Here is a 26,556-nt window from a genome sequence, read left to right as displayed (position 1 = left end):
ATGCGCACGCTCAGCCGCACGCCCCTTCTGATCCTGCTCGCGAGCATCGCCAGTGCTTCGATGATCGCCCCCGCCGCCGTGGCGCTGGCGCATGAGGAGTTCCACGACGCCCGCAGCTTCTTCTACGCGGGCATCGTCGGGCTGGTGCTGACCACGCTGATCGGCATCGCCCAGGCGACCCGGACCCATTACCGCTCGGCGCCGCGGCAGCTGCTGGCACTGCTCGCGACCTTCCTGCTGCTGCCTGCCATGCTCGCCGTGCCGTTCCACGAGGCGGTGCGGACCACCAGTTTTCTCAACGCCTATGTCGAGATGGTCTCGAGCCTGACGACCACCGGGGCCACGCTCTTTGCCCCCGAGCGCCTTTCGGCGGCCGAGCACCTTTGGCGCGCGCAGGTGGGCTGGATGGGCGGGCTGCTGATCTGGGTCAGCTCGGCGGCGCTGCTGGCGCCGCTGACGCTGGGGGGCTTCGAGGTTACCGCCTCGGGTGAGCCCGGCCAGAGCGTTGACGCGGGCGCAGCGCGGCGCGACGTGACCGACCCGGCGCTGCGGCTTGCCGCCTCGGCGCGGGTGCTGGCGCCGATCTACGTCGGCCTGACGGTGGCGCTCTGGGTGATGCTGCTGATGGCGGGCGACCAACCGCTGGTGGCGCTCAGCCATGCCATGTCGACACTCTCGACTTCGGGAATTTCTCCCATCGGCGGGCCGCAGACGGCGCAGAGCGGCATGGCGGGCGAGATGATCATCTTCCTCTTCCTGTTCTTTGCCCTCTCGCGGCTGACCTTCTCTGGTGACACGAAGGGTCTCGCGGGGTCGAAGCTGAGCCATGATCCCGAGTTCCGCCTGGGGCTGCTGATCGTGCTTGTCCTGCCCGCCGCGCTTTTCCTGCGGCACTGGATCGCCTCTTTCGAGATCGGCACAGAGACCAATCTCGCCGCCGGGCTGCGCTCGCTCTGGGGCGGGCTTTTCACGGCGCTTTCATTTCTGTCGACCACCGGCTTCCAGAGCGCCGACTGGGGCGCGGTGCGTGGCTGGTCGGGGTTGCAGACGCCGGGGGTGATTCTGCTTGGGCTGGCGATCATGGGGGGCGGGGTGGCGACCACGGCCGGCGGCGTGAAACTGCTGCGGATCTACGCGCTTTATCTTGCCGGCGTGCGCGAGATGGAACGCCTGGTGCACCCGCATTCGCTGGGCCGCTCCGGCGTCATGGCGCGGCGCATCCGCCGGCAGGGGGCCTTTGTCGCCTGGGTGTTCTTCATGCTCTTTGCCATGACGATCGCGGTCTTCTCGCTGCTCTTCGCTCTCTCGGGGCTGGATTTCGAGAACGCCATGGTCACCACGGTCGCGGCGCTCACCAATTGCGGTCCGCTGATCCGCGCCGCCGCCGAGCAGCCGATCCCGCTGAGCGAGATGGGCGACGCGGCGAAGGGGCTTTTTGTGGCGGCCATGGTGCTCGGACGGCTCGAGGTGCTGGGCATCATCGTGCTGCTAACGCCTGACATTTGGCGCGATTGAGCAGGGGCTTGCGGCGCCTTTGCGCTGAGCGCCGGCCGACCCGCCGCGGGGTCGGTATTTTTGCTCTGGAAGTTCCGCAACTTGCGATACATACTCGCCAAGAACGAGGGAGCGCCTGAGAACGGCTGCAGCAAGAAAAAAAGGCTAAATTAATGGCTTCAGACAGACAAAATCTACAGGACGCATTTCTTAACCATGTTCGGAAAACCAAGGTTCCGGTTACGGTTTTCCTGATCAACGGTGTAAAATTGCAGGGTGTCATCACCTGGTTCGACAATTTTTGCGTTCTCCTCCGCCGCGACGGTCAGTCGCAGCTCGTGTACAAACACGCGATCTCGACCATCATGCCGTCGCAGCCGATCAACCTTTATGACGGCGACGATACCGCTTGAACGAACATGATCCGCATGTGACCCGCGCCTGGGTCCTGCACCCCGATATCAAGGCAGACCGTGATCGCCGCGATGCGGAGATGGCGCTTGAAGAAGGCGTGGCCCTGGCCGCCGCTCTCCCCGACCTCGAGGTCGTGGGGAGCGAGGTTGTGCCGCTGCGCGACCCGCATCCCGGCACGCTCTTCGGCTCTGGCAAGATTGCCGAGCTGAAGGAACGTCTCAAAGAGGCCGAGGTCGAGCTGGTGCTCGTCGATGGCCCGGTGACGCCGGTGCAGCAGCGCAACCTCGAAAAAGAGTGGAAGGTGAAACTTCTCGACCGGACCGGGCTGATCCTCGAGATCTTCTCGGACCGCGCCGCGACCCGCGAGGGTGTGCTGCAGGTCGAGATGGCGGCACTGAGCTACCAGCGCACGCGCCTTGTGCGGGCCTGGACCCACCTCGAACGCCAGAGGGGTGGGCTCGGCTTCGTCGGCGGCCCCGGCGAGACCCAGATCGAGGCCGACCGCCGTGCCATCGACGAGCAACTCGTGCGCCTGCGCCGGCAGCTCGACAAGGTGGTCAAGACCCGCGCCCTGCACCGCAAGGCGCGCGCCAAGGTGCCTTATCCGATCGTCGCGCTGGTCGGCTACACCAACGCCGGCAAGTCGACCATCTTCAACCGGCTGACCGGGGCAGAGGTGCTGGCAAAGGACATGCTCTTTGCCACGCTCGACCCGACGATGCGGGCGGTGCAACTGCCGACGGGCATGGATGTGATCCTGTCCGACACGGTGGGCTTCATCTCTGACCTGCCGACCGAGCTGGTTGCTGCCTTCCGCGCCACGCTCGAAGAGGTGCTGGCCGCCGACCTAGTGCTGCACGTGCGCGACATCTCGCACCCGGGCACGATGGAACAGGCCGAAGACGTCTACGCCATCCTGCGCTCTCTGGGCGTCAACGAGGACGTGTCGCAGATCGAGGTCTGGAACAAGATCGACCAGCTTGATCCGGAGGATCGCGAGGCGGCGCTCGCCCGTGCAGCGCGCGACGAAGGCATCTTCGCGGTCAGCGCGATTACCGGCGAGGGGCTTGACGGGCTGCTCGAGGCGGTGACCGAGCGGCTGCAGGGGGCCTCGATCGACGAGGATGTGCGGATCGGCTTCGGCGAGGGCAAGCGCCGGGCGTGGCTCTTCCAGAAAGGGCTGGTGCTGTCCGAGGAGCAGGACGAGGAGGGCTACCTCCTGCACCTGCGCTGGACCGCCAAGGACCGCGCTCAGTTCGAGACGGTGTGACGCATCTCTCTTCGTAGAGACGTGCCCCTAGAACAGGGGTTTGTCGGCGGCGAGGATCATCTTCGCCGCCTTCAGCCGTGCGCGCTGGCGCAGCGACGGATCGGCCGGCGTGCGCGCCCAGGTGCCGAGCGCATAGGCGCGCTGCGCAAAGAGCCGGGCGGCGGGAGCGGTGATCTCGTCGCCGTAGCCGCGCGCGAGAGCGGCGGCGAAGCGCGGGGCGTCGGGCTCGGGCGCAGAGGCCAGCGCGTCGATCAGCAGGGCAACCAGATCGCGATAGGGGGCGTCGGGCGCATCATTCTCGAAATCCAGGCCCCAGAGCGCGCCCTCGGCGCTGACCAGATTGGCTAGGTGCAGGTCGCGGTGGGTGACGGCACGGGGGGCGGGCAGGCCACGGGCTTCTGAAAAGAGCGCTTCGAACTCTGCAAGGGCGTGGGAAAAATTCTCGATGTCGGGAAAGGCGTCACCGTCCATTTGTGCCCGCAGCAGCCGTCCGGCGAGCCAGTCGAGCTGTCCTCGCGGGCGCAGCTTGCGCGGCTCCAGCGTCGGGCGGTGCAGCGCGGCGAGCCATCTGCCCGCGGCTTCCAGATGCACATCGCGCTTTTCGGCAGGCAGCTGCGGCCAGAGCTCGGCGAGGCTCGGGCCCGGCGCATAGTCCATGCCCAGCGCCAGCCGCACGTCGTCGAAGAACAGCACCTCGGGTGCGCGCCACGGGCCTTCGTGCATCTGTGCGGCAACGGCGCGCTGCCGCGCGGCCTGCGCGCGGGCCTTCTCGGCAAAGGCGGGGGCGAAGACCTTGACCACCAGGCGTTCGCTGGGGTGGGCGGCGCAGAAGACCTGCGCGCGCATCGGACGGTCGAGGTTTTTAAGGCAGCCAAGTCCATAGGCTCGGCCGGGACGGTGGTGTGCCAGGACCTCGCGCGCCAGCACCTTAGCCTCAAGGCGGGTCAGGCGCGCGGGGTCGGTCACGGTTTCACCAGATGCGTCACGCCGACCGAGGCGGCGCGGGCGAGGTTCTCGTCCAGCGACATGGGGATGTATTCGCCGCGGCGCCAGAGCGTGCCCATGTCGTCGTAATGGCGCGACAGCAGGTGGCCCGACTCGCCGGTCGAGATGACGAAGACCGAGCTGTCGGGATCGGCGAAATCATAGACCCCGCGGTAGGTGGCGCCATGCACGTTGGCAAAGGGATCGGGGCCGCTCCCTGCGGTCACGCCGCGCTGCAGGGTGAAATCGCCGCCCGAGGTGGTCTGGCGGATGTTGACGAAATAGTTCAGCAGCGGCACGTCGCCCAGCACGCTGTGCTTGTGCGTGACCTGGTGCGCATCGCCCCAGCGCAGGCTCTCGAGCTGCGTGCCGTAGCGCTCGCCGACCCAGACCAGCGCGTCGTCCAGCGCCATGCGGGCGATGTCGGTGCAGGTCTCCTTGGGGGCCGAGCGCAGCACGTCGCACCATTTTCCGGCACCGCCGATGTTGCGGAAGACGCGCTCGATGAAGAGCGGGTCGACATGGGTGTATTCATCCGCCAGCGGGCCGATCTCGTCGCGGATCAGCCGGTCCTGCAGGGCGCGCAGCCAAGCGGCGTAGATCAGTGGCTCGGGCATGTGCTCGTTCATTTCGCCGTTCCACTCGGCCAGCAGGTCGAGCGCCCGCTCGCGCTGGCGGAGCGGGGTGCCCTCGGGGGCGGCCTCGCCGGTGAACCACAGGTCGCGGCCGATGAGCGGCAGCAGCGTGCGCGCGGCGGGCGAGACGGTGTCGAGCTGTGCCTCGATGAAGCTGTCGCGGGTGTGCACCTCGCGGCCCTGCATCAGCGCGCTCCAACGCATGATCCGCTGGCTGTCGCCCCAGTCGAAGCTGACGTGATGGGGGAAGGGGCGGTCGACGATCTTGTTGTTGGTATTGCCCAGTATGCCGCCCTTGGGGTCCTTGAACACAGGGTTGTCGCTGTCCGGCAGAATGCCCCGCCAGCGGTTGGCGGCGATCCAGCCGGGGCTCGGCATGCGGCCCTGCGTCTGGCTCTGCGGGTCGCGCTCTGGCATGGCGCCGATCAGCTTCATCGCGATATGCGCATCGTCGACCAGGGTCAGCATTTGCGAGGGGGCGACGAAGGCCTTGCTGGCCTCTAGCGCCTCATCGACGTTCTGCGCCTTCATCAGGCCGATGGCGGCGGTCATCGAGCTGTCGCGGTCGCTGAGCGCGGTCCAGGCAAGCGAAACCACGTCGCCCTGCGGGGTGATCCGGTCAAGGTCGAACGCCTTGCGCGGCAGCACCGGGCCATTGTCGGTCCAGCGCAAGGTGAGCGTGACCGGCGGCGCGCCCTTGATGTCGACGATCGAGCGACGGGTGCGGAAATTCTTGAAACCGTCGGGGGTGCGGTAGCGCTCGGGGTTCTCGGGGTCCAGCTCCTCGATATAGAGGTCCTGGTCGTCGAGGTAGGACGACGTGAGGCCCCAGGCGATATGCTCGGAGCGGCCGAGCATGACCGCGGGCACGCCGGGGATGGTGCCGCCAATGACGCCGCCGGTCGAGAGCTGCAGCCGCGCGAGATACCAGGTCGATGGCGCGGTGAAGCCGAGGTGCGGATCGTTGGCCAGCAGAGTGCCGCCCCCCGCTGACCGGTCCGGCGCCGCGGCCCAGGCGTTGGAGGCGCCGGCCATGCCGCGCGGCGCGACGGGCATCATCGCGGGGGAGGGACGGCTTGCCTCGGCGAAGCGCGGCAGCCGCTTCTCCGGAAAGAGCGCGGCGTATTCCGGCAGCTCGGCGATGGCCGGGCCGGGGATGTCGGGCAGGATGTCCTGGATCATCTCGGGCTCGGGCAGGGCAAGCGAGGTGCGGGCGCGCAGAATTTCGTCGCGGAACTGCCCCGAAAGCTGCAGGGCCATCAGCTTGACGATGGCCAGTGAATCCGCCGGCTGCCAGGGGGCGATGGGCGCGTTGAAGAGGAAGAACTCGGGGGCGCCACGGCCAAGGCTGTCGGAGTTGATCTCGTCGATACGCGCGTTGACCCCGGCGGCATAGGCTTCGAGCGCGTCGCGTGTCTCACCGTCCTGCGCTTCCACCGAGAGGCGCGCCTGGGTGTAGAGGTCGAGCCGGCGCATCAGCGTGTCGGTATCGACGGTGCGGCGGCCAAAGAGTTCGGACAGACGGCCCTGCGCGGTGCGGCGCAGCAGGGTCATCTGCCACAGGCGGTCCTGCGCGTGCACGTAACCAAGGCCGAAGAAGACGTCGCGGTCGACCGGCGCGAAGATATGCGGCACCCCGGCGTTGTCGCGGACGATCTCGATGTCGCCGGCGGTGCCCGAGACCTCGAGCGTCTTGTCGTAGTCGGGCAGCGAGCGCGAGGCCAGGTAATATGCCAGCGAGACGCCGACGACGGCCAGCAGGATCGCCACGCTGACGAGCCTGAGTAGCCAGCGGAAGAGTGTTGCCATGTTCTGCCCCGAGTTTGCCCGCTTGGATTGCCCGCTCTTGACGGGCTTACCCAAGACCCGCCCCCTTGCCAAGGGGCGGGCGAGGCGCGACAACTCCCGCAACGACAAACGTAACAGGAGGTTGATCCATGGCGAAATGCGCATTTCTGGGGCTTGGCGTGATGGGGTACCCCATGGCGGGGCATATGGCCAAGGCCGGTCACGAGGTGACCGTCTACAACCGCACCGCCGCGAAAGCCGACAAATGGGTCACCGAATTCGGGGGCAAGATGGCCCCGACGCCGCGCGAGGCGGCGGAGGGCGCCGATTTTGTCATGGCCTGCGTCGGCAATGACGACGACCTGCGCGGGGTCTGCCTCGGCGCGGAAGGCGCCTTTGCCGGCATGGGCGAGGGCGCGGTCTTTGTGGATCACACCACGGTGTCGTCGATGGTCACCCGCGAGCTTTGGCAGGTGGCCAAGGACAACGGCTTCGGTTTCGTCGACGCGCCGGTCTCGGGTGGCCAGGCGGGCGCCGAAAATGGCCAGCTCGTGGTGATGTGCGGGGGCGATCAGGGCGACTATGACGCCGCCGAGCCGGTGATCGACGCCTATGCCAAGATGTGCAAGCGCCTCGGCGACAGCGGCGCGGGCCAGCTGTGCAAGATGGTCAACCAGATCTGCATCGCCGGGCTGGTGCAGGGGCTCTCGGAGGGCCTGGCCTTTGCCGAGAAGGCGGGGATCGACGGACGCGCGGTGGTCGAGGTGATTGGCGGCGGCGCGGCAGGCTCGTGGCAGATGGTGAACCGGTTCGAGACGATGCTCGACGACAAGTTCGAGCATGGCTTCGCGGTGGACTGGATGCGCAAGGATCTGGGCATCTGCCTTGCCACCGGCAACGAGATCGGCGCCTCGCTGCCGGTGACGGCGCTGGTGGACCAGTTCTACAAGGACGTGCAGTCCATGGGCGGCGGCCGCTGGGACACGTCCTCGCTGATCAAGCGTCTCAAGGCCTTCGACTGAGCCTCAGTAGCTCGCGCGCGGGGCGGTCTCTGGTGCCGCCTCGCCAAGCGCGTCGGCGGCCTGCGCCTTTGCGGCACGGGCGGCCCCGGCCAGAAGGCCAACGTCGTTCGGGCCGACGATGAAGCGATACCCCGCCTCGCGCAGCTCGCCGTAGCCTCGGCCCGGACCAGCGACGCCGGTGATCGTGCCGAGCAGAAGCCCGCCGTCGAGCGCCGCCTTTTCCGCTTCGGCGATCTTGGCGCGGACGTCGGGGTGCTCGGTCTGCTCGAGCAGGCCCATGGAGGCGGCGAAATCGTTTGGGCCGACGAAGGCCATGTCGATGCCCTCGACCTTGGCGATCTCGGCGACTTCCGCCACCGTGTCCACATGCTCGACCTGCGCCATCAGCAGCAGCTCTTCATGCGCGGTGGCACCATAGCCGGGCAGGTTGCCCCAGTTGGTGGCCCGTACGATGGGGGCGGCGTAGCCCCGCCGTCCGCGCGGCGCATAGAGGCAGTAGGAAGCGATCTCGCGCGCCATCTCGGCGGTATGCACCATCGGCACCATGATCGAGCGGGCGCCGCGGTCGAGCGCGCGCTTCAGCGTCGCCTCGGATGCGTCGGGCACGCGGATCACCGCCTCGCCGCCGGCCCCCTCGACTGCGCGCAGCAGGTTCAACCCCGCCTCGAGCCCCGCCGAGCCATGCTCGCAATCGATCACCAGCACGTCCCAGCCGCTGTAGACCAGCAGCTCGGCCACCTCGGGCGAGCCCAGCTCGAACCAGGCCGCGGTGACCGTTTCTCCGGCCCTGAGCCGCGCCTTGAGCCTGTTTCTTCCGGTCATGAAGTTCTCCTCGTCTGTGCCGCGGCGATGTGTCCGGGGCAGGTCGGGCCGAGTTGAATACGCAGCGCGACGCAAGGTCAATAGATGTGGTATACCAAAAATGCGCGGGCGGGATCACCGGGGTCCGCGGCGGGCAGGGCGGGTGTCTAAGGCGGGGCGCCGCGACCGCGCGAGATGGCGGCAGCCCTGTGGATGAAATCATGCAGCCGTCACATTCCATATTGTCATTGGGGCGGCGATTCCCCTATGGTACCCATTAGGCCAGTGGGTTTTGCGCCATCCGCGTGACACTGTGCCAAAGAGTTTCGCTGCTTCGGAGCCGTCCGCCACAGGACCCCGGGCAGACCGATCAGGCCGCAAGGCCAAGCACATTGCCCGGACCGCCCAAGGCGACGGGCCGCAACAAGGCACCGCGAGGCGTTTCGCCCTGACGGTGTCGGAGAAGAACCGCGATGAAGCGCGCGACGCAGATCAGGCACCTGGGCGAAGACAGATTGTCTTCCCGTGCCTGCGCGCCGCTCACCGCCCAGACAAGCCACGCCACATCACCTCGCAGCCCGGCTCCGCCCGGGTTTCTGGCGCATGTGCCGTGCACACGGAAAACATGGCAAAGAAAATGCTCATCGATGCCACCCACGCGGAAGAGACCCGCGTTGTGGTGGTCGACGGAAACAAGGTCGAGGAATTCGATTTTGAATCGGAAAACAAGCGCCAGCTAGCAGGCAATATCTACCTGGCGAAAGTCACCAGGGTCGAGCCCTCGCTGCAGGCAGCCTTCGTGGATTACGGCGGAAACCGCCACGGCTTCCTCGCCTTCTCGGAAATCCATCCCGACTACTACCAGATCCCCGTTGCCGACCGTCAGGCGCTGATGGAGGAAGAGGCTGCTCTGGCGGCCGAAGAGGACGAGGACGACAAGGAAAAGTCGCGCTCGAAGAACGCGCGGTCGCGCACCCGCCGCTCGCGCTCGCGCAGCAAGGCGGAGCAGGCGAGCACCGGCGACAAGCTGGTCACCGGCGAAGTCTCGGAAGAGGTCTCGGGCGACGTGTCCGAGGGCATCTCGGGCATGGAAACCATCGACCTCGGGGATGATGTTCTCGACACGCGCGACGACGAAGGTCTGTCGCCGATGGAAACCGTGGCCGAAACCCCGGTCGAGGAGCCCGTCGCCGAAGAGACCGATCTCAAGGCGCCGGACGAAGCGCCCGAGGCCGACGATCAGGACGATGACCACGAGCTCGACGCGGCGAAGTCGGATGATAGCATCGAGTCCGTCGCCGACGACGACACCGAGGAAGACATCCGCCCGGCGCGCAAGCCGCGGGCGCGGAAGTACAAGATCCAGGAAGTGATCAAGGTCCGCCAGATCCTGCTGGTGCAGGTCGTCAAGGAAGAGCGCGGCAACAAGGGCGCGGCGCTGACCACCTATCTGTCGCTCGCCGGTCGCTACTGCGTGCTGATGCCGAACACCGCCCGTGGCGGTGGCATCTCGCGCAAGATCACCAATGCTGCCGACCGCTCGAAGCTGAAGGAGATCGCGCAGAGCATCGACGTGCCGAAAGGCGCGGGGCTGATCATCCGGACCGCCGGCGCCAAGCGCACCAAGACCGAGATCAAGCGCGACTACGAATACCTGCAACGCCTCTGGGAGCAGATCCGCGAGCTGACGCTGCAATCGGTGGCGCCCGCGAAAATCTACGAAGAGGGCGATCTCATTAAGCGCTCGATCCGCGACCTCTACAACCGCGAGATCGACGAGGTGCACGTGGAAGGCGAGCGCGGCTACCGCAACGCCAAGGACTTCATGAAGATGATCATGCCGTCCCACGCGAAGAACGTGAAGCACTACCTCGACCCGATGCCGCTCTTCGCGCGCTACCAGGTCGAGACCTACCTCGGCGGCATGTTCAACCCGACCGTGCAGCTGAAATCCGGCGGCTACATCGTGATCGGCGTCACCGAGGCGCTGGTGGCGATCGACGTGAACTCGGGCCGGGCCACCAAGGAAGGCTCGATCGAGGAGACCGCGCTGAAGACCAACCTGGAGGCCGCCGAAGAAGTGGCGCGCCAGCTGCGTCTGCGCGACCTTGCCGGCCTCATCGTCATCGACTTCATCGACATGGAAGAGCGCAAGAACAACGCCGCCGTCGAGAAGAAGCTGAAGGACAAGCTCAAGACCGACCGCGCCCGCATCCAGGTCGGCCGCATCTCGGGCTTCGGCCTTCTCGAGATGTCGCGCCAGCGCCTGCGCCCGGGCATGATCGAGGCCACCACGCAGCCCTGCGCGGCCTGCCACGGCACCGGCCTGATCCGCTCGGATGACAACATGGCGCTGAACATCCTGCGCCAGATCGAGGAAGAGGGCGTGCGCCGCCGCTCCCGCGAGGTGCTGGTGAAATGCCCGGTGGGCATCGCCAACTACCTGATGAACCAAAAGCGCGAACACGTCGCCCAGATCGAGGCGCGCTACGGCATGGCCGTGCGCATCGAGGGGGACACGCATCTCGTCAGCCCCGACTTCTCGATGGAGAAGTTCAAGACCGCGACGCGCAACGTGCCCGAAGTGGTTGCGCCGGTGGTCTCGGCGACCGCCTCGCTCATGGACCAAGTCGACGAGGATTACCCCGGCGAGGAAGACGAGGACGAGGAACTGATCGAGGCGGAGGCCGAAGCCAAGGCACAGTCCGAGACCGACAGCGACAATGGGTCCGGCGACAATGGGTCCAGCGACGAGGATTCCGACGGCAAGCCCAAGAAGCGCCGCCGCCGCCGCCGCCGCTCGCGGTCGAAGAACCGGGATGGTCAGAACGGCGACGAGACCGGTGCTGACGACGAGGGCAACAGCGAGGCCAAGCCCGAGGCGCACGGCGAAGCGGTGCGCCAAGTGGCCGCCGAGGAGGTCGCCGAGGCTGCGCCAGAAACTCCGGCAGAGGCTCCGGCTCAAGCCGAAGCCGCGGATGCTCCCGCCGCCGAGGAGGCGTCCGCCGAGAAGCCCAAGCGGACCCGCCGCTCGCGCAGCCGAAAGAAGGCCGAGCCCGAGGTGACCGTGGTCGCCGCTGAGGAAGCGCCGGCTGAAACCCCGGTCGAAGCCCAGCCCGAACCGGGTGTGGTCGAAGCTGCGGTGGAAGCGCCTGTCGAAGCCGAGGCCCCCGCAGAGACACCGGTGGAACAACCGGTTGCCGAAGAGGCGGCTGCGCCCGCAGAGGTGACCGAAACCGCCGTCAATGCACCGGTCGCTGAGGCGCCTGCAGAGGCCGCCGCGGAAACGTCCAAGGACACCCCGGTCGAAACCGAGGGCGATGCCCCGGTTGCCGACGAGGTGGCTCAAGAGGTCGCTGAAGTGCCCGTCGCCGAGGAGGCCAAGGCCGAGCCCGAGCCCGAGCGCACCCCGGAGCCCGTCGCCGCCGAGGCGGACGACGCGTCCAAGCCCAAGCGCAGGGGCTGGTGGAGCCGCTGAGGCCCCGCCGACAGAGCTAGAGAAAACGCCCCGGCCCGAGCGCCGGGGCGTTTTGCGTTCAGGAACCGTCGCTTGCGGGGCGGGCGGCGCGGGCGGGGCGTGGCCCGCGCACATCATTTCAGCCGGGGAACGCAGACGTGAGGCGCTGCCGCGTGACGAGGCGCGCCTGATCGCCTATTCGGAGGGCATGTTCGGAATCGAGATCATCGACGCAAGCCTGCTCCCTGCCATGATCGTGGCGCTTTTCGGGGGGGTTATCTCGTTCCTGAGCCCCTGCGTTCTGCCCATCGTGCCGCCCTATCTCGCCTTCATGTCGGGCGTGTCGCTGCAGGAGATGCAGGCCGGAGGCAGCGCCCGCTGGCGCGCCTTCATCGCGGCTCTCTTTTTCGTGCTGGGGCTGTCGACTGTCTTTATCCTGCTGGGCTTCACCGCCTCCTGGCTCGGCACCTTCTTCTTGCAGAACCAGATCCTTCTGGCGCGGATCTCGGGTGTGGTGGTGATCGTCTTCGGGCTGCATTTCCTGCATGTCTTCCGCATTCCCTTCCTCGACCGCGAGGCGCGGCTGGACGCGGGCGAGGCGGGCGGCTCGGCTTTTGGCGCCTACCTGCTGGGCCTGGCCTTCGCCTTCGGCTGGACGCCCTGCATCGGCCCGCAGCTCGGCGCGATCCTGTCGCTCGCCGCGACCGAGGCCTCGGTCGCCCGGGGAACGCTACTGCTGGGGGTCTACGCGCTCGGTCTGGGGCTGCCGTTTCTGCTGGCGGCGATCTTCCTGAGCCGTGCCATGGGGCTGATGAACCGGCTCAAGCGCCACATGAAGACTATCGAGCGGATCATGGGCGTGCTGCTCATCGTTGTCGGCCTCGCGCTGCTGACCGGCGCCTTCTCGGCCTTCTCCTTCTGGCTTCTCGAGACCTTCCCGGCCCTCGGCCAGCTCGGCTGATCCCGAGCCACACCCGCGCCGCCTCGTTTCACCACCGTCTTGCCCTTGGCGCCCGCCGCAGGCATCGTCCGGTCAGGGGAACGAGGGCACCGGTATGAGGGACAGCGACAGGGTTGCGCGCAGGCGGGTGTTCTACATCCCCGGCTACGATCCCATTCACCCGCGCCGCTACCGCGAGCTCTACCGCAAGGAGGGCGCGGCGCAGGCAGCGATCTCGGGCTATGCGCTGTCGCTGAGCCCCAAGACCGGCGGCGGCGCCTATGGCTGGCACGTCGAGGCCGAGATGGACGGGGCGCAGGTCGCGGCGGATGTCGAGGTGCTGGTCTGGTCCGACATCGTCCGGTCGAGCATGTCGAATTCCGTCCCCGCGACCTACCTGCAACTTCTGCTCACGGCGTGGGAGTATATCTCTACTGGCGCGCTCTTCCGGTTGATGCGGCTGCGCAAGGGGCCGGTGATCGCGGCGCTCTACCCGGTGGGGATGCTGCTGCTGCAACTGGCATTGGCGCTCTGCGCGGGATGGGCGGTCTACGCGCTGGCGGTGCGCGCCGCGCCCTGGATCGGTCCTGCGGCGCGGCTGCTCGGTGGCGGCTTGGCGCTGGCGGCCATCTGGGGGCTGCTGCGCTGGTTCCAGCGCAAGGACGGCAAGCTCTTCGCCTATTATCTCATGCACGATTATGCCTATTCCGCCCGTCACCGGGGGGCGACCCCGCCCGAGCTCGAGGCCCGAATGGCGCAGTTCGGCGAGACCATTGCGATGGCGCTGCGCAAGGATGTCGATGAGGTTCTGGTGGTCGGCCACAGCTCGGGCGCGCATCTTGCGGTGTCGGTCCTTGCCGATCTGATCCGGTCGGGCAGGGTGTCCGCCGAGGGGCCGAAGCTGGCCTTCCTGAGCCTCGGGCAGGTGGTGCCTATGGTCTCCTTCCTGCGCGGGGCGTGGCGGCTGCGGGCGGACCTTGCCTATCTTTCGACCCGGGCCGAGCTGACATGGGTCGATGTCACCGCGCCCGGAGATGGCTGCGCCTTTGCACTCTGCGATCCGGTGGCCGTCTCGGGTGTGGCGCCCGAGGGCAAGCAGTGGCCGCTGGTCTTCTCGGCGCAGTTCACCCGCTCGCTCAGCCCGGCGCGCTGGAAGGAGTTGCGCTGGCGCTTCTTCCGGCTGCACTTCCAGTATCTCTGCGCCTTCGACGCGCCGCTGGACTACGACTATTTCCGCGTCACCGCCGGGCCGATGACGCTGGCGGCGCGCTACGCGCAGCGGCCGCCCTCGGCGAGCCGACTGGAGACGCCGGTCAATCGGTTTGCGTCCACCGAGCCCGCCGGCTCCGGAACCCGCGCCTTATGATCCCCCCCAAGCCGAAATCCCGTCCCGACAAGGTCTCGCTGCTGCGCTATCTGAAACTCTTTCGGGCCGACCTTCTGTCGGCGCAGCCCTCCCGGCTCTACCGGGCGTGGATGGCCGAGTTCCGCACGCCCTTCTTCCGCTCCTACTTGATCAACCAGCCCGAGCTGGTGAGGACCGTGCTGAGGGACCGGCCCATGGACTTCCCCAAGTCCGGGCGCATCGCCGAGGGGCTGCGGCCGCTGCTGGGCAATTCGGTATTCCTCACCAATGGCGAGACCTGGCAGCGGCAGCGCCGGATCATCGACCCGGCCTTCGAGGGCGGGCGACTGAAAGAGACCTATCCGGCCATGTGGCAGGCGGCGCAGGCGGCGCTGGCGCGGCTTAAGACAGAGGTCGGCGCGGGGGCCGAGGTCGAGATCGAGGAACACACCAGCCACGCCGCCGCCGACGTGATCTTCCGCACGCTTTTCTCGCTGCCGATCGAGCACGCGGTGGCGCAGGAGGTTTTTCACGCGTTCCGCGCCTACCAGCGCACGCAGCCGATCCTGAACCTTGCCGCCTTCCTGCCGCTGCCGCGCTGGATGCCGCGGTTTCATCGCCGCTCGACGCGATCGGCGGCGCGGCGCATCCGGGGGCTGATCACCGAGTTGACCGCCGCGCGGCAGGCCGAGATCGCCGCGGGCCGCGCGCCAGATGATCTTGCGACAAAGATCATGACCACCACCGACCCGCAGACCGGCGCGCGCTTCAGCACCTCGGAGATGGTCGACCAGGTGGCGATCTTCTTTCTTGCCGGGCACGAGACCTCGGCCTCGGCGCTGGCCTGGGCGCTTTGGCTGGTGGCGGCGCATCCCGAGTGGCAGGAGCGGCTCGCTTCGGAGGCGCAGGCGCTCGGCGACACGCCGGACTTTGCCGATATCGCCAAGCTCCGCGTCTCGCGCGACGTCTTCCGCGAGGCACTGCGGCTCTACCCGCCGGTGCCGATGATGGTGCGCGAAACCACCTGTCCCGAGCGATTTCGCGATCGCGATCTGCCGAAGGGCGCGCAGGTGGTGCTCAGCCCCTGGCACCAGCACCGGCACGAAAGGCTCTGGGACAATCCCCACGGCTTCGACCCGGCCCGTTGGGGCACTGCGAATGGCAAGCACTGCGCGCGAGAGGCCTACATGCCGTTTTCCGCGGGTCCGCGGGTCTGCACCGGGGCCGGCTTTGCCATGGTCGAGGGGGTGCTGCTGCTCTCGCTGATCCTGCGCGACCTGAAGCTGGAGATCGTGCCCGGGAAGACCCCGGAGCCGGTGGCCTTTCTCACGGTGCGGGCGCGCGACGGCATATGGCTGCGCATCTCGCCCCGCTAGCGCTAATGGTAGCGATAAACGCGCGCTTGGCGCTACCCAATGCGTGCGGCTTGGGCTAAGTCTTTGGTAATCCAATTTTAACGATCTTACAGAGGATCTTCCATGGCACAGGACAAGGCCGTTTTTGCAAAGCAAAAAGACCAGATGGCAACGGGCAAGGGCTTCATCGCCGCGCTCGACCAGTCTGGCGGCTCGACCCCCAAAGCGCTGCTTCAGTACGGCGTCGAGGAAAGCGAGTACAACGGCGAAGCCGAGATGTACGGCGAGATCCACAAGATGCGCACGCGCATCATCACTGCACCCGACTTTACCAATGACAAGGTGCTCGGCGCGATCCTCTTCGAGCGCACCATGCGCGGCGAGATCGAGGGTCTTCCGACCGCCCAGTACCTTTGGGAAAAGCGCGGCGTGGTGCCCTTCCTGAAGATCGACAAGGGTCTGGCGGATCAGGAGAACGGCGTGCAGGTGATGAAGCCCATGCCGGGCCTCGAAGAGCTGCTGAGCGACGCGGCGCAGAACTTCGGCATTTTCGGCACGAAGGAACGCTCGGTGATCCACGAGGCGAATGCCGAAGGGATCGAGGCCGTGGTCGCGCAGCAGTTCGAAGTCGGCCGCGCGGTCATCGCCGCGGGCATGGTGCCGATCCTCGAGCCGGAGGTGAACATCCACTCCGAAAACAAGGAAGAGGCCGAGAAGATGCTCGAGGCGGCGCTCAAGGTGCACCTCGACACGCTGGACGATGGCGAGGATGTGATGATCAAGCTGACCATCCCTTCGATCGCCGGTCTCTACGACGGTCTCGCCGATCATCCGCGCGTGGTGCGCGTGGTGGCGCTCTCGGGCGGCTACAGCACCGACGATGCCTGCGAGCGCCTGTCGAAGAACAGCAAGATGATCGCCTCCTTCAGCCGCGCGCTGGCCGAGGGCCTGTCGAAGAAGCAGTCGGACGATGAGTTCAACGCGCTTTTGGGCAGCAACATCGACAAGATCTACCAGGCGTCGCTCTGAGCTGCTGAACGCCCGATCGCGAGCGGCCCGGACGGGCCAAGCACACCCGGCCTCTTCCAGAGGGGCCGGGTGTTGTCGTTTGGCCCCGCGCGGGCGTGACCGGGCGTGAGCCCTGCCGGGTGCTGCGGGTGGAACGCGGACGCACATCCTTGCGTTGTGGATACAGATGCAAAGGAGAACCCCATGTCTGAACGCAAGAGATCGCAGGACGGGCGCAGCGAAACCGCAGAACTCCTCGACGGCCAGCCGGTCACGCCGGGCGCCACCGCGCAGCAGGGCCGCGACGGCGGCGAGATCGCCCGCAAGGTCGGCACCCGCGACGAGGAAAAGCGCGTGGATGAGACCTCCGCCGGAGCCACGCGCGCACTGGCGCAGGATCAGGACAAAAGCGGCGACAAGGAAAAGGTCTGAAGAGACCCCAAGGAGGAAACACGATGGCGATTCTCACCAATGGCACCTGGGTTCTGGTCGCGGACGGCGAAAAAGCGCTGTTCTTGCGCAACGACGTCGACGAGCAGGATCCCGACCTGAACGTTGTGCGCATCGAGACCCAGGAGAACCCCTCGGATCGAGAGCAATCGGCCAATCGGCCCGGCAGGATGAACGACGGCGGGCCGGGCCAGAAGTCGGCGCTCGATGACACCGACTGGCACGAACTGGCCAAGGAACGCTTCGCCGACGAATTGGCGGACATACTCTATAAGCTGGCCCACAAAGGCCGTTTCGAGCGCATCGTGCTGGTCGCTCCGCCCGCCACGCTGGGCGAATTGCGGGCCAAGCTGCACAAGGAAGTCGCCGACAAGGTCGTGGCGGAAGTCGACAAGACGTTGACCAACCATCCGCTCGACAAGATCGAGAAATTGCTCCGCGATGAGTTCGCTCCGGCCTGATCGCGCCGCTAGATCGAATGCAAAACGTCGCTCCAATAGGGCGGCGTTTTCTTTTTTGTCAGAGCTTTAAGCGCCTTTTCTCACGTGCCGCCTCAGGCCAGCTCGCGTGCGAGGATCTCCATCACCCCCTCTGGGCTCTCCGCGCAGTGCACGAAATCCAGAAGCGAGGCCTCGGCGAAGCCCTGCGCCACGACGTGGTCGAGCAGCACCTTCAGCGGCCCCCAGAAGCCCTCGGTGTCGAGCAGCACGATCGGCTTGTCGTGCAACCCGAGCTGACGCCATGTCAGCGCCTCGAAGAACTCGTCGAGGCTGCCCGCGCCGCCGGGCATCAGCACCACCGCGTCGGCGTTCATCAGCATGACCTTCTTGCGCTCGTGCATGGTCTCGGTGATCACGAAGCGGGTGAGGTCGGTCTTGCCCACCTCGCGCGACAGAAGGTGCGTCGGGATGACCCCGAACGTGTCCCCGCCAGCCTCCTGCGCGGCGCGCGCGACCTCTCCCATCAGCCCGACGTCGCCGGCGCCATAGACAAGTCGCCATCCTTGTTGTGCAATGGATGTGCCGAGCAATTTGGCATCGGCGGCGTAGCTGGATGCAGTACCGTGGCGCGAGCCGCAATAAATGCAGACAGATCTGGCGGTCATGTGGATAATCCAAAAAAATGCTGTTTTGACGGGTGATAACGGGATTGTTATAGGTTCTCAACCGCGCTCATGTGGATGGGTGGAGCGCCGTGTGTGGGATAACGAGATGAACGAGAAACTCTGGGTCTGGATCGGCGTGGGTGCGGCGGCTGTTGCCGGTGCGCTCTACCTAAGCGGGGTGATCGGACCGAAACCCACCAAATGGAGCCTTCCGGCCGTGATGCCGGTGACCGAACAGCCCGCCGTGTCTCAAACCAAGGATACCGCTCCGGCATCTGGCGCACCAGCCGGAGCGCCGGAGCAAACCGCAGAGGCTCCTGCACCCGGTCCGGAGGAGGTCGCCGAGGCCGCCGCGCCCTCAGGGACCGAACAGGGCAAGGGTGCGGACCCAAAAACCGATGGCGCAGAGCCCACTGCTCTTGAGCCGGGGGTTGAGCCAGAGATCGCGATGGTCGCCCCTGCTGAAGGCGAGACGCGCGTGACGGAGCCGCCGAGCACCGAGGCGCCCGCCAGCAGCGCCGAGGCGCCGGCCGGACCGGCGGTGCCCAGCTTCGACCTCGTCCGCGCCGAGCCCGGCGGGCTGGTGACCGTGGCGGGCCGCGCCGAGCCGGGCAGTGAGGTCGTCCTGCTGCTCGACGGCAAGGAGGAACTCACGAGCCCCGTCGGAGGCGACGGGCGTTTCGCCGCCTTCTTCGATCTTCCCGCCGCGACCGAGCCGCAGGTGCTACGTCTGCTCATGCGCTTGAATGGCCACGAAATAGAGTCGGGACAGGAAGTGATCCTCACCCCGCCCGCACCGTCGATTGTGGCGGAGGAGGGCACCGAGGCGGGTGAGGGCACCGAGCTTGCCTCGGTCGAGACCGGCGGCCGCCAGGAGCAGGCCGCGCCTACCGTGCTGCTGCAGGATGCGGGCGGTGTCGAGGTGATGCAGAGCGCCCAGGCCATGGCGCCGGGAGGCGTGGCCATAGACGCGATCACCTACGATGACGAGGGCGGCGTCGCGCTCTCGGGCCGCGGCAGCGGCGAGGCCTTCCTGCGGGTTTACCTCGACAACAGCGAGGTCACCACGCTGCAGGTTGCCGCGGACGGACGCTGGCAGGTGGCGCTGCCGCAGATCGCGGCGGGCACCTACACGCTGCGCGTGGACCAGATCGACGCGGGCGGCAAGGTCTCGGCCCGCGCCGAGAGCCCGTTCCGCCGCGAACCGCCCGAGAAGCTTGCCGCAGCCGCCGCCGAGCTGCCGGGAGCCGAGGAGGTCACCGCGGTGACCGTCCAGCCCGGCAACACGCTCTGGGCCATCGCCCGCGAACGCTACGGCGACGGCACGGCCTACGTGCGGCTCTTCGAGGCCAACAAGACGCAGATACGCGACCCCGACCTGATTTACCCGGGGCAGGTCTTTGCCTTTCCCGAGTGATCGCGGCCGCTGAGCCCGGCTTCGAAGCGCGCGGCAGCCGGGTGTCCTGAAAGGGGGTTCCGACGCTGCCCTCGAAACCACAGCCGGACGTGCACAGGAGCCTGTGCGCTCCGGTCCTATGGCCTTCGGCCGGTGGCCGCGATAAGGGCATGATCCGCCAAGCCAAGAGAGCCGAGCCATGCCTCCCGAGACCGATCAGACCGCCGTCGAAGACGCCGAACGCCGCTCCGCCCTGCGGACCATGCGCCGCGTCGCGCCCTATCTCTGGCCCGAGGGCGAACCTTGGGTAAAGCGCCGGGTGGTGATCGCGCTGCTGATGCTGGTCGCCGCCAAGCTCATCGCCGTGGGCACGCCGATGCTCTACAAGCAGGCGGTGGACCGGCTGGGCGGCGAGACCCCGACGCTGCTTCTGGGCGCGGTCGGGCTGACGCTCGCCTATGGCATGGCCCGCATCCTCAACGCCGCGTTCCAGCAAGCGCGCGACGGGGTCTTTGCCAAGGTCGGACAGCGCGCGCTGCGCAAGCTGGCGCTCGAAACCTTCACCCACATACACAGGCTCTCGCTGCGCTATCACATCACCCGCAAGACTGGCGGGCTGAGCCGGATCATCGAGCGCGGGGTCAAGGGCGTCGACTTCCTGCTGCGCTTCATGCTCTTCTCGGTCGGCCCGCTGGTGCTCGAGCTTCTGCTCGTCGGCATCGTGCTCTTCTGGCTCTTCGACGTGTGGTATCTGGCAGTCGTCGCGGTGACCATCGCGCTTTACGTCTGGTTCACCTTCGCGGTGACCGAATGGCGCGTGCGCCTGCGCCGCAAGATGAACGCGCAGGACACCGACGCCAACCAGAAGGCGATCGACAGCCTGCTCAACTTCGAGACGGTGAAATACTTCAACGCCGAGCACCGCGAGGCGGCGCGCTATGACCATGCCATGGAGGGCTACGAGGATGCCGCGGTGAAGACCGCGACCTCGCTCGCCATGCTGAACTTCGGCCAGGCGCTGATCATCAACCTCGGGCTGGTGGCGGTCATGGTGATGGCGGCGATGGGGGTGCAGAACGGCAGCCTGACGGTGGGCGATTTCGTCATGGTCAACGCCTACATGATCCAGATCACCATGCCGCTCAACTTCCTCGGCACGGTCTACCGCGAGATCCGCCAGAGCCTCGTCGACATGGGCCAGATGTTCGACCTGCTCGACCAGCCCGCAGAGGTCTCGGACAAGCCCGGCGCCGCGGCACTGCACGTCGGCGGCGGCGCGGTGCAGTTCGACAAGGTGCGTTTTGGCTACGACCGCGAGCGGGAAATCCTCAAGGGCATCTCGCTCAGCGTTGGTGCGGGTGAGAGCGTTGCACTGGTCGGCCCCTCGGGCTCGGGCAAGTCCACCATCGGGCGGCTCATGTTTCGCTTCTACGACGTCTCGGGCGGGGCGATCCGCATCGACGGGCAGGATCTGCGCGATGTGACGCAGGACAGCCTGCACGCCTCGATCGGCGTGGTGCCGCAGGACACGGTGCTGTTCAACGACACGATCCGCTACAACATCGCCTACGGCAAGGACAACGCCACCGAGGCCGAGGTCATCGCCGCGGCGAAGTCGGCGCAGATCCACGAGTTCATCAGCTCGCTCCCCGAGGGCTACGACACGATGGTCGGGGAACGCGGCCTGAAGCTCTCGGGCGGCGAGAAGCAGCGCGTCGGCATCGCCCGCACGCTGCTCAAAGATCCGCCGATCCTGCTGCTCGACGAGGCGACCTCGGCGCTCGACACCGAGACCGAGGCCTCGATCCAGACCGCGCTGCGCCGGGCAGGCGAGGGGCGCACGGTGCTGACCATCGCGCACCGCCTGTCGACCATCGCCGATGCCGACCGCATCGTCGTGCTGGAAAAGGGCGAGGTGGTCGAGGAGGGCACCCACGAGGCGCTGCTCGCCCGCGCCGGGCGCTACGCGCAACTATGGGCGCTGCAGCAGGCCGAGGAGCGCGCGGCCTGAGCGCAGCGGGCCTGCCGGAGGGATCAGACCGGAGGGATCAAACAAGGGGCGTATGCGGCAAGCATACGCCTCTTTTCATTTTCTGGCGCCCGACGATTTCCGTATTGGACTTGGCGGTTGCGCCGGCCCTTGCCTATCCTTTGCACCCAGAGAAATGGGCACCGGAGGCATGGTGGGGGGCCGAGGTCTGGCCCACCAAAGGGTGAGCTGCGTATTTTGGTTAGAATTTTTGACCACCCTTGTTGCCTATCGGAAACTTGTTTCCTAAACGTGACATGACCAAGATTCCGAAGGAGGAGTTCCCATGACTGCCAGCACGTCCGCCCGCATCGATCGCCACGGCCTGCAGATCGACCCGGTGCTCTGCACATTCGTCGAGGAAAAGGCCCTGCCGGGCTCCGGCGTCGAGGCGGATGCCTTCTGGGCGGCGCTGTCGCAGCTGGCGCATGACTTCGGCCCGCGCAACGCGGCGCTGCTGGCCAAGCGCGACGATCTGCAGTCGCAAATCGACGCCTGGCACAAGGCCAACCCCGGGGTGCCCGACCTGCCGAGCTACACCGCCTTCCTTGAGGAGATCGGCTACCTGCTGCCCGAGGGGCCGGACTTCGACATCGAGACCGAGAACACTGATCCCGAGTTCGCCTCGGTGCCCGGCCCGCAGCTGGTGGTGCCGATCACCAACGCGCGCTATGCGCTCAACGCCGCCAACGCGCGCTGGGGCTCGCTCTATGATGCCTTCTACGGCACCGACGCCATGGGCTCGCTGCCGCCGAAGGGTGGTTTCGATGCGGCGCGTGGCAAAGAGGTCGTCGCCAAGGCCAAGGCCTTCCTCGACAAGAACTTCCCGGTCGCGGGCGGCAGCCACGCCGAGGCGGCGGGATACGCCGTCGAGGGCGGCGCGCTGCTGGTGGGGGGCAAGCCGCTTGCCAAGCCCGAGCAATTCGCCGGCTACCGTGGCGAGGTGGCCTCCCCGGAAGCAGTGCTGCTGGTCAACAACGCGCTGCACGTAGAACTGGTCATCGACCACACCCATTTCATCGGTAAGGACGACGCCGCGGGGCTGGCGGACGTGCTGATGGAATCCGCCGTCTCGGCGATCATGGACTGCGAGGACTCGGTCGCCTGCGTTGATGGTGAAGACAAGACGCTGGCCTACACCAACTGGCTCGGCCTGATGAAGGGCGACCTGTCGGACACCTTCGAGAAGGGCGGCAAACAGGTCACCCGCACCCTCAACGCAGACCGCAGCTACACCGCGCCGGACGGCTCGGAGCTGGTGCTGAAGGGCCGCGCCCTCATGCTGGTACGCAACGTCGGTCACCTGATGACCAACCCGGCGATCCTGCTCAAGGACGGCTCGGAGATCTTCGAGGGGCTGATGGACGCGATGATCACCACGCTCATCGCCAAGCACGATCTGGCCAAGGACAGCGGTCCGCGCAACTCGACCGAAGGCTCGGTCTACGTGGTGAAGCCGAAGATGCACGGGCCGGAAGAAGTGGCTTTCGCCGATGAGATCTTCAGCTTCGTCGAAACATCGCTCGGCCTGCCGCAATACACCGTGAAGCTCGGGATCATGGACGAGGAGCGCCGCACCTCGGCCAACCTCAAGGAGTGCATCCGTGCCGCGAAGAACCGCGTGGCCTTCATCAACACCGGCTTCCTCGACCGCACCGGCGACGAGATGCACACCGCGATGGAAGCGGGCCCGATGCTGCGCAAGGGCGACATCAAGGGCACCAAGTGGATCGCCGCCTACGAGGATCGCAACGTCGATATCGGTCTCGCCTGCGGGCTGCGCGGAAAGGCGCAGATCGGCAAGGGCATGTGGGCCATGCCCGACCTGATGGAGGCCATGCTCGTGGCGAAGATCGGCCATCCCAAGGCGGGGGCCAATTGCGCCTGGGTGCCGTCGCCCACCGCCGCCACGCTGCACGCGCTGCATTACCATCAGGTCGACGTGCTTGCCCGCCAGGCCGAGATCGCCGCGGGCGGTCCGCGCGGCACGCTCGAGGACCTGCTGACCATCCCGGTCGCCGCCGGGGCGAACTGGTCGGACGAGGAGATCCGCGAGGAGATCGAGAACAACGCGCAAGGCATCCTTGGCTACGTGGTGCGTTGGGTCGACCAGGGTGTCGGCTGCTCCAAGGTGCCGGACATCCACGACGTCGGGCTGATGGAGGACCGCGCGACCTGCCGCATCTCCTCGCAGCATCTGGCGAACTGGCTGCACCACGGCGTGGTTTCCACCGACGAAGTGCGCGGCGTTATGGAGAAGATGGCCGTCGTGGTGGACCGTCAGAACGCCGGGGATGCGGCCTACACCCCGATGGCACCGGGGTTCGACTCCGTGGCCTACAAGGCCGCCTGCGACCTGGTCTTCGAAGGCCGGGTACAGCCCTCGGGCTACACCGAGCCGGTGCTGCACAAGCGCCGGCTGGAGCTGAAGGCGGGCTGATCAGGGCATAGCGCCTGTGATGTGCGCCATCGCGAGGGGGCGGTCTGCCCCCTCGCGGGTCCCCGAGGATATCGTCACCTAAAAGACAGGGCGGACGCGGCACGTCTGCCGGAAGACAGGGAGAGAGAAGATGGCTGGAATTTCGCTGAGCCGGGCGCGGACGATCATCCGCAAGGCGCTCGAGGCCGGGAAAGAGGCGGGCATGGCGCCGCTGTCGGTGGTGGTGCTCGACGAGGGCGGCCACGTGCAGGCCTTCGAGCGGCAGGACGGCGCCTCGCCCGGGCGCTTCGAGATCGCCTTCGGCAAGGCCTATGGCGCGGTGATGTTGGGGATGCCCGGCTCGGCGCAGATGGCGCGGGCCGAAAGCCAGGCCTATTTCATCGCCGCCGCCAACGGCGCGTTCGGCGGCAAGCTGATCCCGGTGCCGGGCGGCGTATTGGTCAAGGATTCCAAGGGCCGCACTCTGGGCGCGGTGGGAGTCACCGGCGACAGCTCGGACAACGATGCGGCTGCCGCAAAAGCGGGCATCGAGGCGGTGGGGCTGACGGCACTCATCTGAGCCATCTTTCTAAGTGCCTCTCCGTGCCTTATGTTTGACCGAAACAGGCAAGGAGAGGCATGGAAATGACCCGCCCCGTCGTCGGTATCATCGGCAATCAGCACCTGATCAACGAGACCTATCCCGCCCATGCGGGCGGCGTGATGAACACCGAAGCGGTGTCATGCGTCTCGGGCTGCCTGCCACTGCTGGTCGCGGCGGACCCGCGGTTCGTCTCGGTCGAGGAGCTGATGGAAACCTGCGACGGCTTCCTGCTCACCGGCGGGCGGCCCAACGTGCACCCCGAGGAATACGGCGAGGAGGCGACCGAGGCGCATGGCGCCTTCGACCGCGCCCGCGACGCCATCGTTCTGCCGCTGGTGCGCGCCTGTGTCGAGCGGGGCCAGCCGTTCCTCGGCATCTGCCGCGGTTTCCAGGAGGTCAACGTGGCGATGGGCGGAACGCTCTACCCCGAGATCCGCGACCTGCCGGGGCGGATGAACCACCGGATGCCCCCCGATGGCACGCTCGAGGAGAAGTTCGCCCTGCGCCACAAGGTGACGCTGAGCGAGGGCGGGCGGTTTCACAAGCTCTTCGGTGCCACCGAGGTGATGACCAACACGCTGCATGGGCAGGGCATCAACCGCCCCGGCGCGCGCATCGAGATCGAGGGACACGCCCCCGACGGCACCCCCGAGGCGCTCTACGTGAAGGGCGCGCCGGGCTTCACCATGGCGGTGCAATGGCACCCCGAGTGGGATGCCGCCAACGATCCGGTCTCGCGGCCGCTGTTCACCGCCTTCGGCGATGCTGTGCGGGCCTGGGCCGGCCGGGCCGAGGGGCACCAGGCCCCCCAGGTGGCGTCTGCCTGATCAGGTGACCCGCTTGCGCTGCTGGTACTTGGGCTGGTCCCAGAGTGCGCCGCGCAGGATGCGGGCGAGGATTTCGACCGCCTCGCGCACCTCGTCCTCGCCGATGTAGAGCGGGGTGATGCCGAAGCGCATGATGTCGGGGGCGCGGAAGTCGCCGATCACGCCCTGGTCGATCAGCGCCTGCATCGCCGCGTAGCCATGCTCGAAGCGGAAGCTGACCTGGCTGCCGCGCATGTCGTTGTCGCGCGGGGTGGCAAGCTTGAGGCCCGGGCAGTGGGTTTCGACCTCCTCGATCATCAGCCCGGTCAGCGCCAGCGAGCGCTTGCGGACCTCGGCCATGTCGAGCCTGTCCCAGACGTCGAGCGCCGCGTCGAGCGCCGCCATCTGCATCACCGGCGGGGTGCCGACGCGCATCCGCTCGATGCCGGGGGCGGGGCGGTAGCTGCGCTCGAAGGCGAAGGGCGTGTCATGGCCGAGCCAGCCCGAGAGCGCCGGCTCGGCGTGTTCGGCGTGGCGCGGGGCGACGTAGATGAAGGCGGGCGCACCGGGGCCGGCGTTGAGGTACTTGTAGGTGCAGCCGACGGCGAAGTCAGCCTTGCCGCCCGCCACGTCGACCGGCACGGCGCCGGCCGAATGCGCCAGATCCCAGATCGCCAGCGCGCCCATCTCGTGTGCCTTGGCGGTGAGCGCAGCGACATCGTGGCGGCGACCGGTGCGGTAGTCGACCTCGGTCACCAAGAGCACGGCGACCTCCTCGGTGATTTCCTCTTCCAGCCGATGCGGCTCGGCGAGGCGCAGCTCGTAGTCCTCGCCCAGCAGCTCGATCAGCCCCTCGGCCATATAGAGGTCCGACGGGAAGTTGCCGGTGTCGGACAGGATCACCTTGCGCCCGGGGTTCAGCGCCACGGCGGCGGCTAGCGCCTGGAAAACCTTGATCGACAGTGTGTCGCCGACCACCGTGTGGCCGGTCTCCGCCCCGATCAGTCGGCCGATTCGGTCGCCGAGACGGGTCGGCATCTCCATCCAGCTGCAGGCGTTCCATCCGGTGATGAGGTGCTCGCCCCATTCCTCGGTGAGCATCTTCTGGATGCGGGCCGGGGTCGCCTTGGGCAGAGGCCCCAGCGAGTTGCCGTCGAGATAGATCATCCCGAGCGGAAGGTGGAACTGCTCCTTGGTCCAGTCGAAGATGGAGCCTGTGGGGGTGGTCAAGATG

Annotated in this window: 21 protein-coding genes; 16 read left to right on the top strand and 5 right to left on the bottom strand. The window is 67.1% G+C overall.

Annotated features, from left to right (window positions below):
* From CEW88_RS08170 to hflX, 3 genes are all read left to right on the top strand, one after another.
* Entirely contained in the window at positions 1-1,515 is a 1,515-nt protein-coding gene (locus tag CEW88_RS08170; protein ID WP_108965796.1) for a TrkH family potassium uptake protein, read from the top strand.
* 152 nt (positions 1,516-1,667) lie between these two features.
* Complete coding sequence (hfq, locus tag CEW88_RS08165; RefSeq protein WP_092420842.1) at positions 1,668-1,907, top strand: RNA chaperone Hfq; 240 nt, start codon at positions 1,668-1,670, stop codon at positions 1,905-1,907.
* Positions 1,908-1,924: 17 nt separating this feature from the next.
* On the top strand, positions 1,925-3,178 hold the full coding sequence (gene hflX, locus CEW88_RS08160; protein WP_108965795.1) for a GTPase HflX: 1,254 nt from the start codon (positions 1,925-1,927) through the stop codon (positions 3,176-3,178).
* 27 nt (positions 3,179-3,205) lie between these two features.
* Here hflX and CEW88_RS08155 read toward each other — a convergent pair whose 3' ends face one another.
* On the bottom strand, positions 3,206-4,144 hold the full coding sequence (locus CEW88_RS08155) for a phosphotransferase family protein (RefSeq protein ID WP_108965793.1): 939 nt from the start codon (positions 4,142-4,144) through the stop codon (positions 3,206-3,208).
* Positions 4,141-6,606 (bottom strand): penicillin acylase family protein, encoded by a 2,466-nt coding sequence (locus CEW88_RS08150; protein WP_108965791.1) that lies wholly within the window; start codon positions 6,604-6,606, stop codon positions 4,141-4,143. The genes CEW88_RS08155 and CEW88_RS08150 overlap by 4 nt, the downstream gene beginning before the upstream one ends.
* Positions 6,607-6,734: 128 nt before the next feature.
* Here CEW88_RS08150 and CEW88_RS08145 point away from each other — a divergent pair, with 128 nt between their 5' ends.
* Complete coding sequence (locus CEW88_RS08145; protein WP_108965789.1) at positions 6,735-7,607, top strand: NAD(P)-dependent oxidoreductase; 873 nt, start codon at positions 6,735-6,737, stop codon at positions 7,605-7,607.
* A gap of 3 nt (positions 7,608-7,610) precedes the next feature.
* On the opposite strand, the gene CEW88_RS08140 is transcribed toward CEW88_RS08145, so the two are convergent.
* Positions 7,611-8,429: an HpcH/HpaI aldolase family protein gene (locus CEW88_RS08140; RefSeq protein WP_108965787.1), complete on the bottom strand. Its 819-nt coding sequence runs from the start codon at positions 8,427-8,429 to the stop codon at positions 7,611-7,613.
* Positions 8,430-9,033: 604 nt separating this feature from the next.
* Here CEW88_RS08140 and CEW88_RS08135 point away from each other — a divergent pair.
* The 7 genes from CEW88_RS08135 (at position 9,034) to CEW88_RS08105 (ending at position 17,424) form a co-directional block, all read left to right on the top strand.
* On the top strand, positions 9,034-11,886 hold the full coding sequence (locus tag CEW88_RS08135) for an Rne/Rng family ribonuclease (RefSeq protein WP_108965785.1): 2,853 nt from the start codon (positions 9,034-9,036) through the stop codon (positions 11,884-11,886).
* A gap of 187 nt (positions 11,887-12,073) precedes the next feature.
* Complete coding sequence (locus tag CEW88_RS08130) at positions 12,074-12,826, top strand: cytochrome c biogenesis CcdA family protein (protein ID WP_108965783.1); 753 nt, start codon at positions 12,074-12,076, stop codon at positions 12,824-12,826.
* Between the two features lie 94 nt (positions 12,827-12,920).
* The gene (locus CEW88_RS08125) at positions 12,921-14,171 is read left to right on the top strand and encodes a hypothetical protein (RefSeq protein ID WP_108965781.1); all 1,251 of its coding nucleotides are present in this window, start codon (positions 12,921-12,923) and stop codon (positions 14,169-14,171) included.
* Positions 14,168-15,526 (top strand): cytochrome P450, encoded by a 1,359-nt coding sequence (locus CEW88_RS08120; protein WP_108965780.1) that lies wholly within the window; start codon positions 14,168-14,170, stop codon positions 15,524-15,526. The genes CEW88_RS08125 and CEW88_RS08120 overlap by 4 nt, the downstream gene beginning before the upstream one ends.
* A 102-nt stretch (positions 15,527-15,628) precedes the next feature.
* Positions 15,629-16,534 carry a fructose bisphosphate aldolase gene (locus CEW88_RS08115; protein ID WP_108965778.1) on the top strand — a complete coding sequence of 302 codons (906 nt, stop codon included), beginning with the start codon at positions 15,629-15,631 and terminating at the stop codon, positions 16,532-16,534.
* A gap of 183 nt (positions 16,535-16,717) precedes the next feature.
* Entirely contained in the window at positions 16,718-16,945 is a 228-nt protein-coding gene (locus CEW88_RS08110; RefSeq protein ID WP_108965776.1) for a hypothetical protein, read from the top strand.
* Positions 16,946-16,968: 23 nt separating this feature from the next.
* On the top strand, positions 16,969-17,424 hold the full coding sequence (locus tag CEW88_RS08105; protein ID WP_108965774.1) for a baeRF12 domain-containing protein: 456 nt from the start codon (positions 16,969-16,971) through the stop codon (positions 17,422-17,424).
* A 92-nt stretch (positions 17,425-17,516) separates the two neighbouring features.
* Here CEW88_RS08105 and CEW88_RS08100 read toward each other — a convergent pair whose 3' ends face one another.
* Positions 17,517-18,068, bottom strand: coding sequence for a TIGR00730 family Rossman fold protein (locus CEW88_RS08100; RefSeq protein WP_108965773.1), 552 nt, complete (start codon positions 18,066-18,068; stop codon positions 17,517-17,519).
* A gap of 106 nt (positions 18,069-18,174) precedes the next feature.
* Here CEW88_RS08100 and CEW88_RS08095 point away from each other — a divergent pair, with 106 nt between their 5' ends.
* From CEW88_RS08095 to CEW88_RS08075, 5 genes are all read left to right on the top strand, one after another.
* Positions 18,175-19,485, top strand: coding sequence for a LysM peptidoglycan-binding domain-containing protein (locus CEW88_RS08095; RefSeq protein WP_108965771.1), 1,311 nt, complete (start codon positions 18,175-18,177; stop codon positions 19,483-19,485).
* 178 nt (positions 19,486-19,663) lie between these two features.
* Positions 19,664-21,475, top strand: a complete 1,812-nt coding sequence (locus CEW88_RS08090) for an ABCB family ABC transporter ATP-binding protein/permease (RefSeq protein WP_108965769.1) — start codon at positions 19,664-19,666, stop codon at positions 21,473-21,475.
* 304 nt (positions 21,476-21,779) lie between these two features.
* Complete coding sequence (locus tag CEW88_RS08085; RefSeq protein WP_108965767.1) at positions 21,780-23,933, top strand: malate synthase G; 2,154 nt, start codon at positions 21,780-21,782, stop codon at positions 23,931-23,933.
* A gap of 130 nt (positions 23,934-24,063) precedes the next feature.
* Positions 24,064-24,492 carry a GlcG/HbpS family heme-binding protein gene (locus CEW88_RS08080; RefSeq protein ID WP_108965765.1) on the top strand — a complete coding sequence of 143 codons (429 nt, stop codon included), beginning with the start codon at positions 24,064-24,066 and terminating at the stop codon, positions 24,490-24,492.
* A 65-nt stretch (positions 24,493-24,557) separates the two neighbouring features.
* Positions 24,558-25,343: a gamma-glutamyl-gamma-aminobutyrate hydrolase family protein gene (locus CEW88_RS08075; protein WP_108967646.1), complete on the top strand. Its 786-nt coding sequence runs from the start codon at positions 24,558-24,560 to the stop codon at positions 25,341-25,343.
* On the opposite strand, the gene kynU is transcribed toward CEW88_RS08075, so the two are convergent.
* The gene (kynU, locus tag CEW88_RS08070; protein WP_108967643.1) at positions 25,344-26,489 is read right to left on the bottom strand and encodes a kynureninase; all 1,146 of its coding nucleotides are present in this window, start codon (positions 26,487-26,489) and stop codon (positions 25,344-25,346) included.
* Between the last annotated feature and the right edge of the window lie 67 nt (positions 26,490-26,556).

It is taken from the genome of Alloyangia pacifica, from assembly GCF_003111685.1.
Lineage (GTDB): Bacteria > Pseudomonadota > Alphaproteobacteria > Rhodobacterales > Rhodobacteraceae > Salipiger > Salipiger pacificus_A.
Note: the sequence above shows the minus strand (reverse complement) of the source record. Positions and strands in the feature narration are given on the sequence as shown.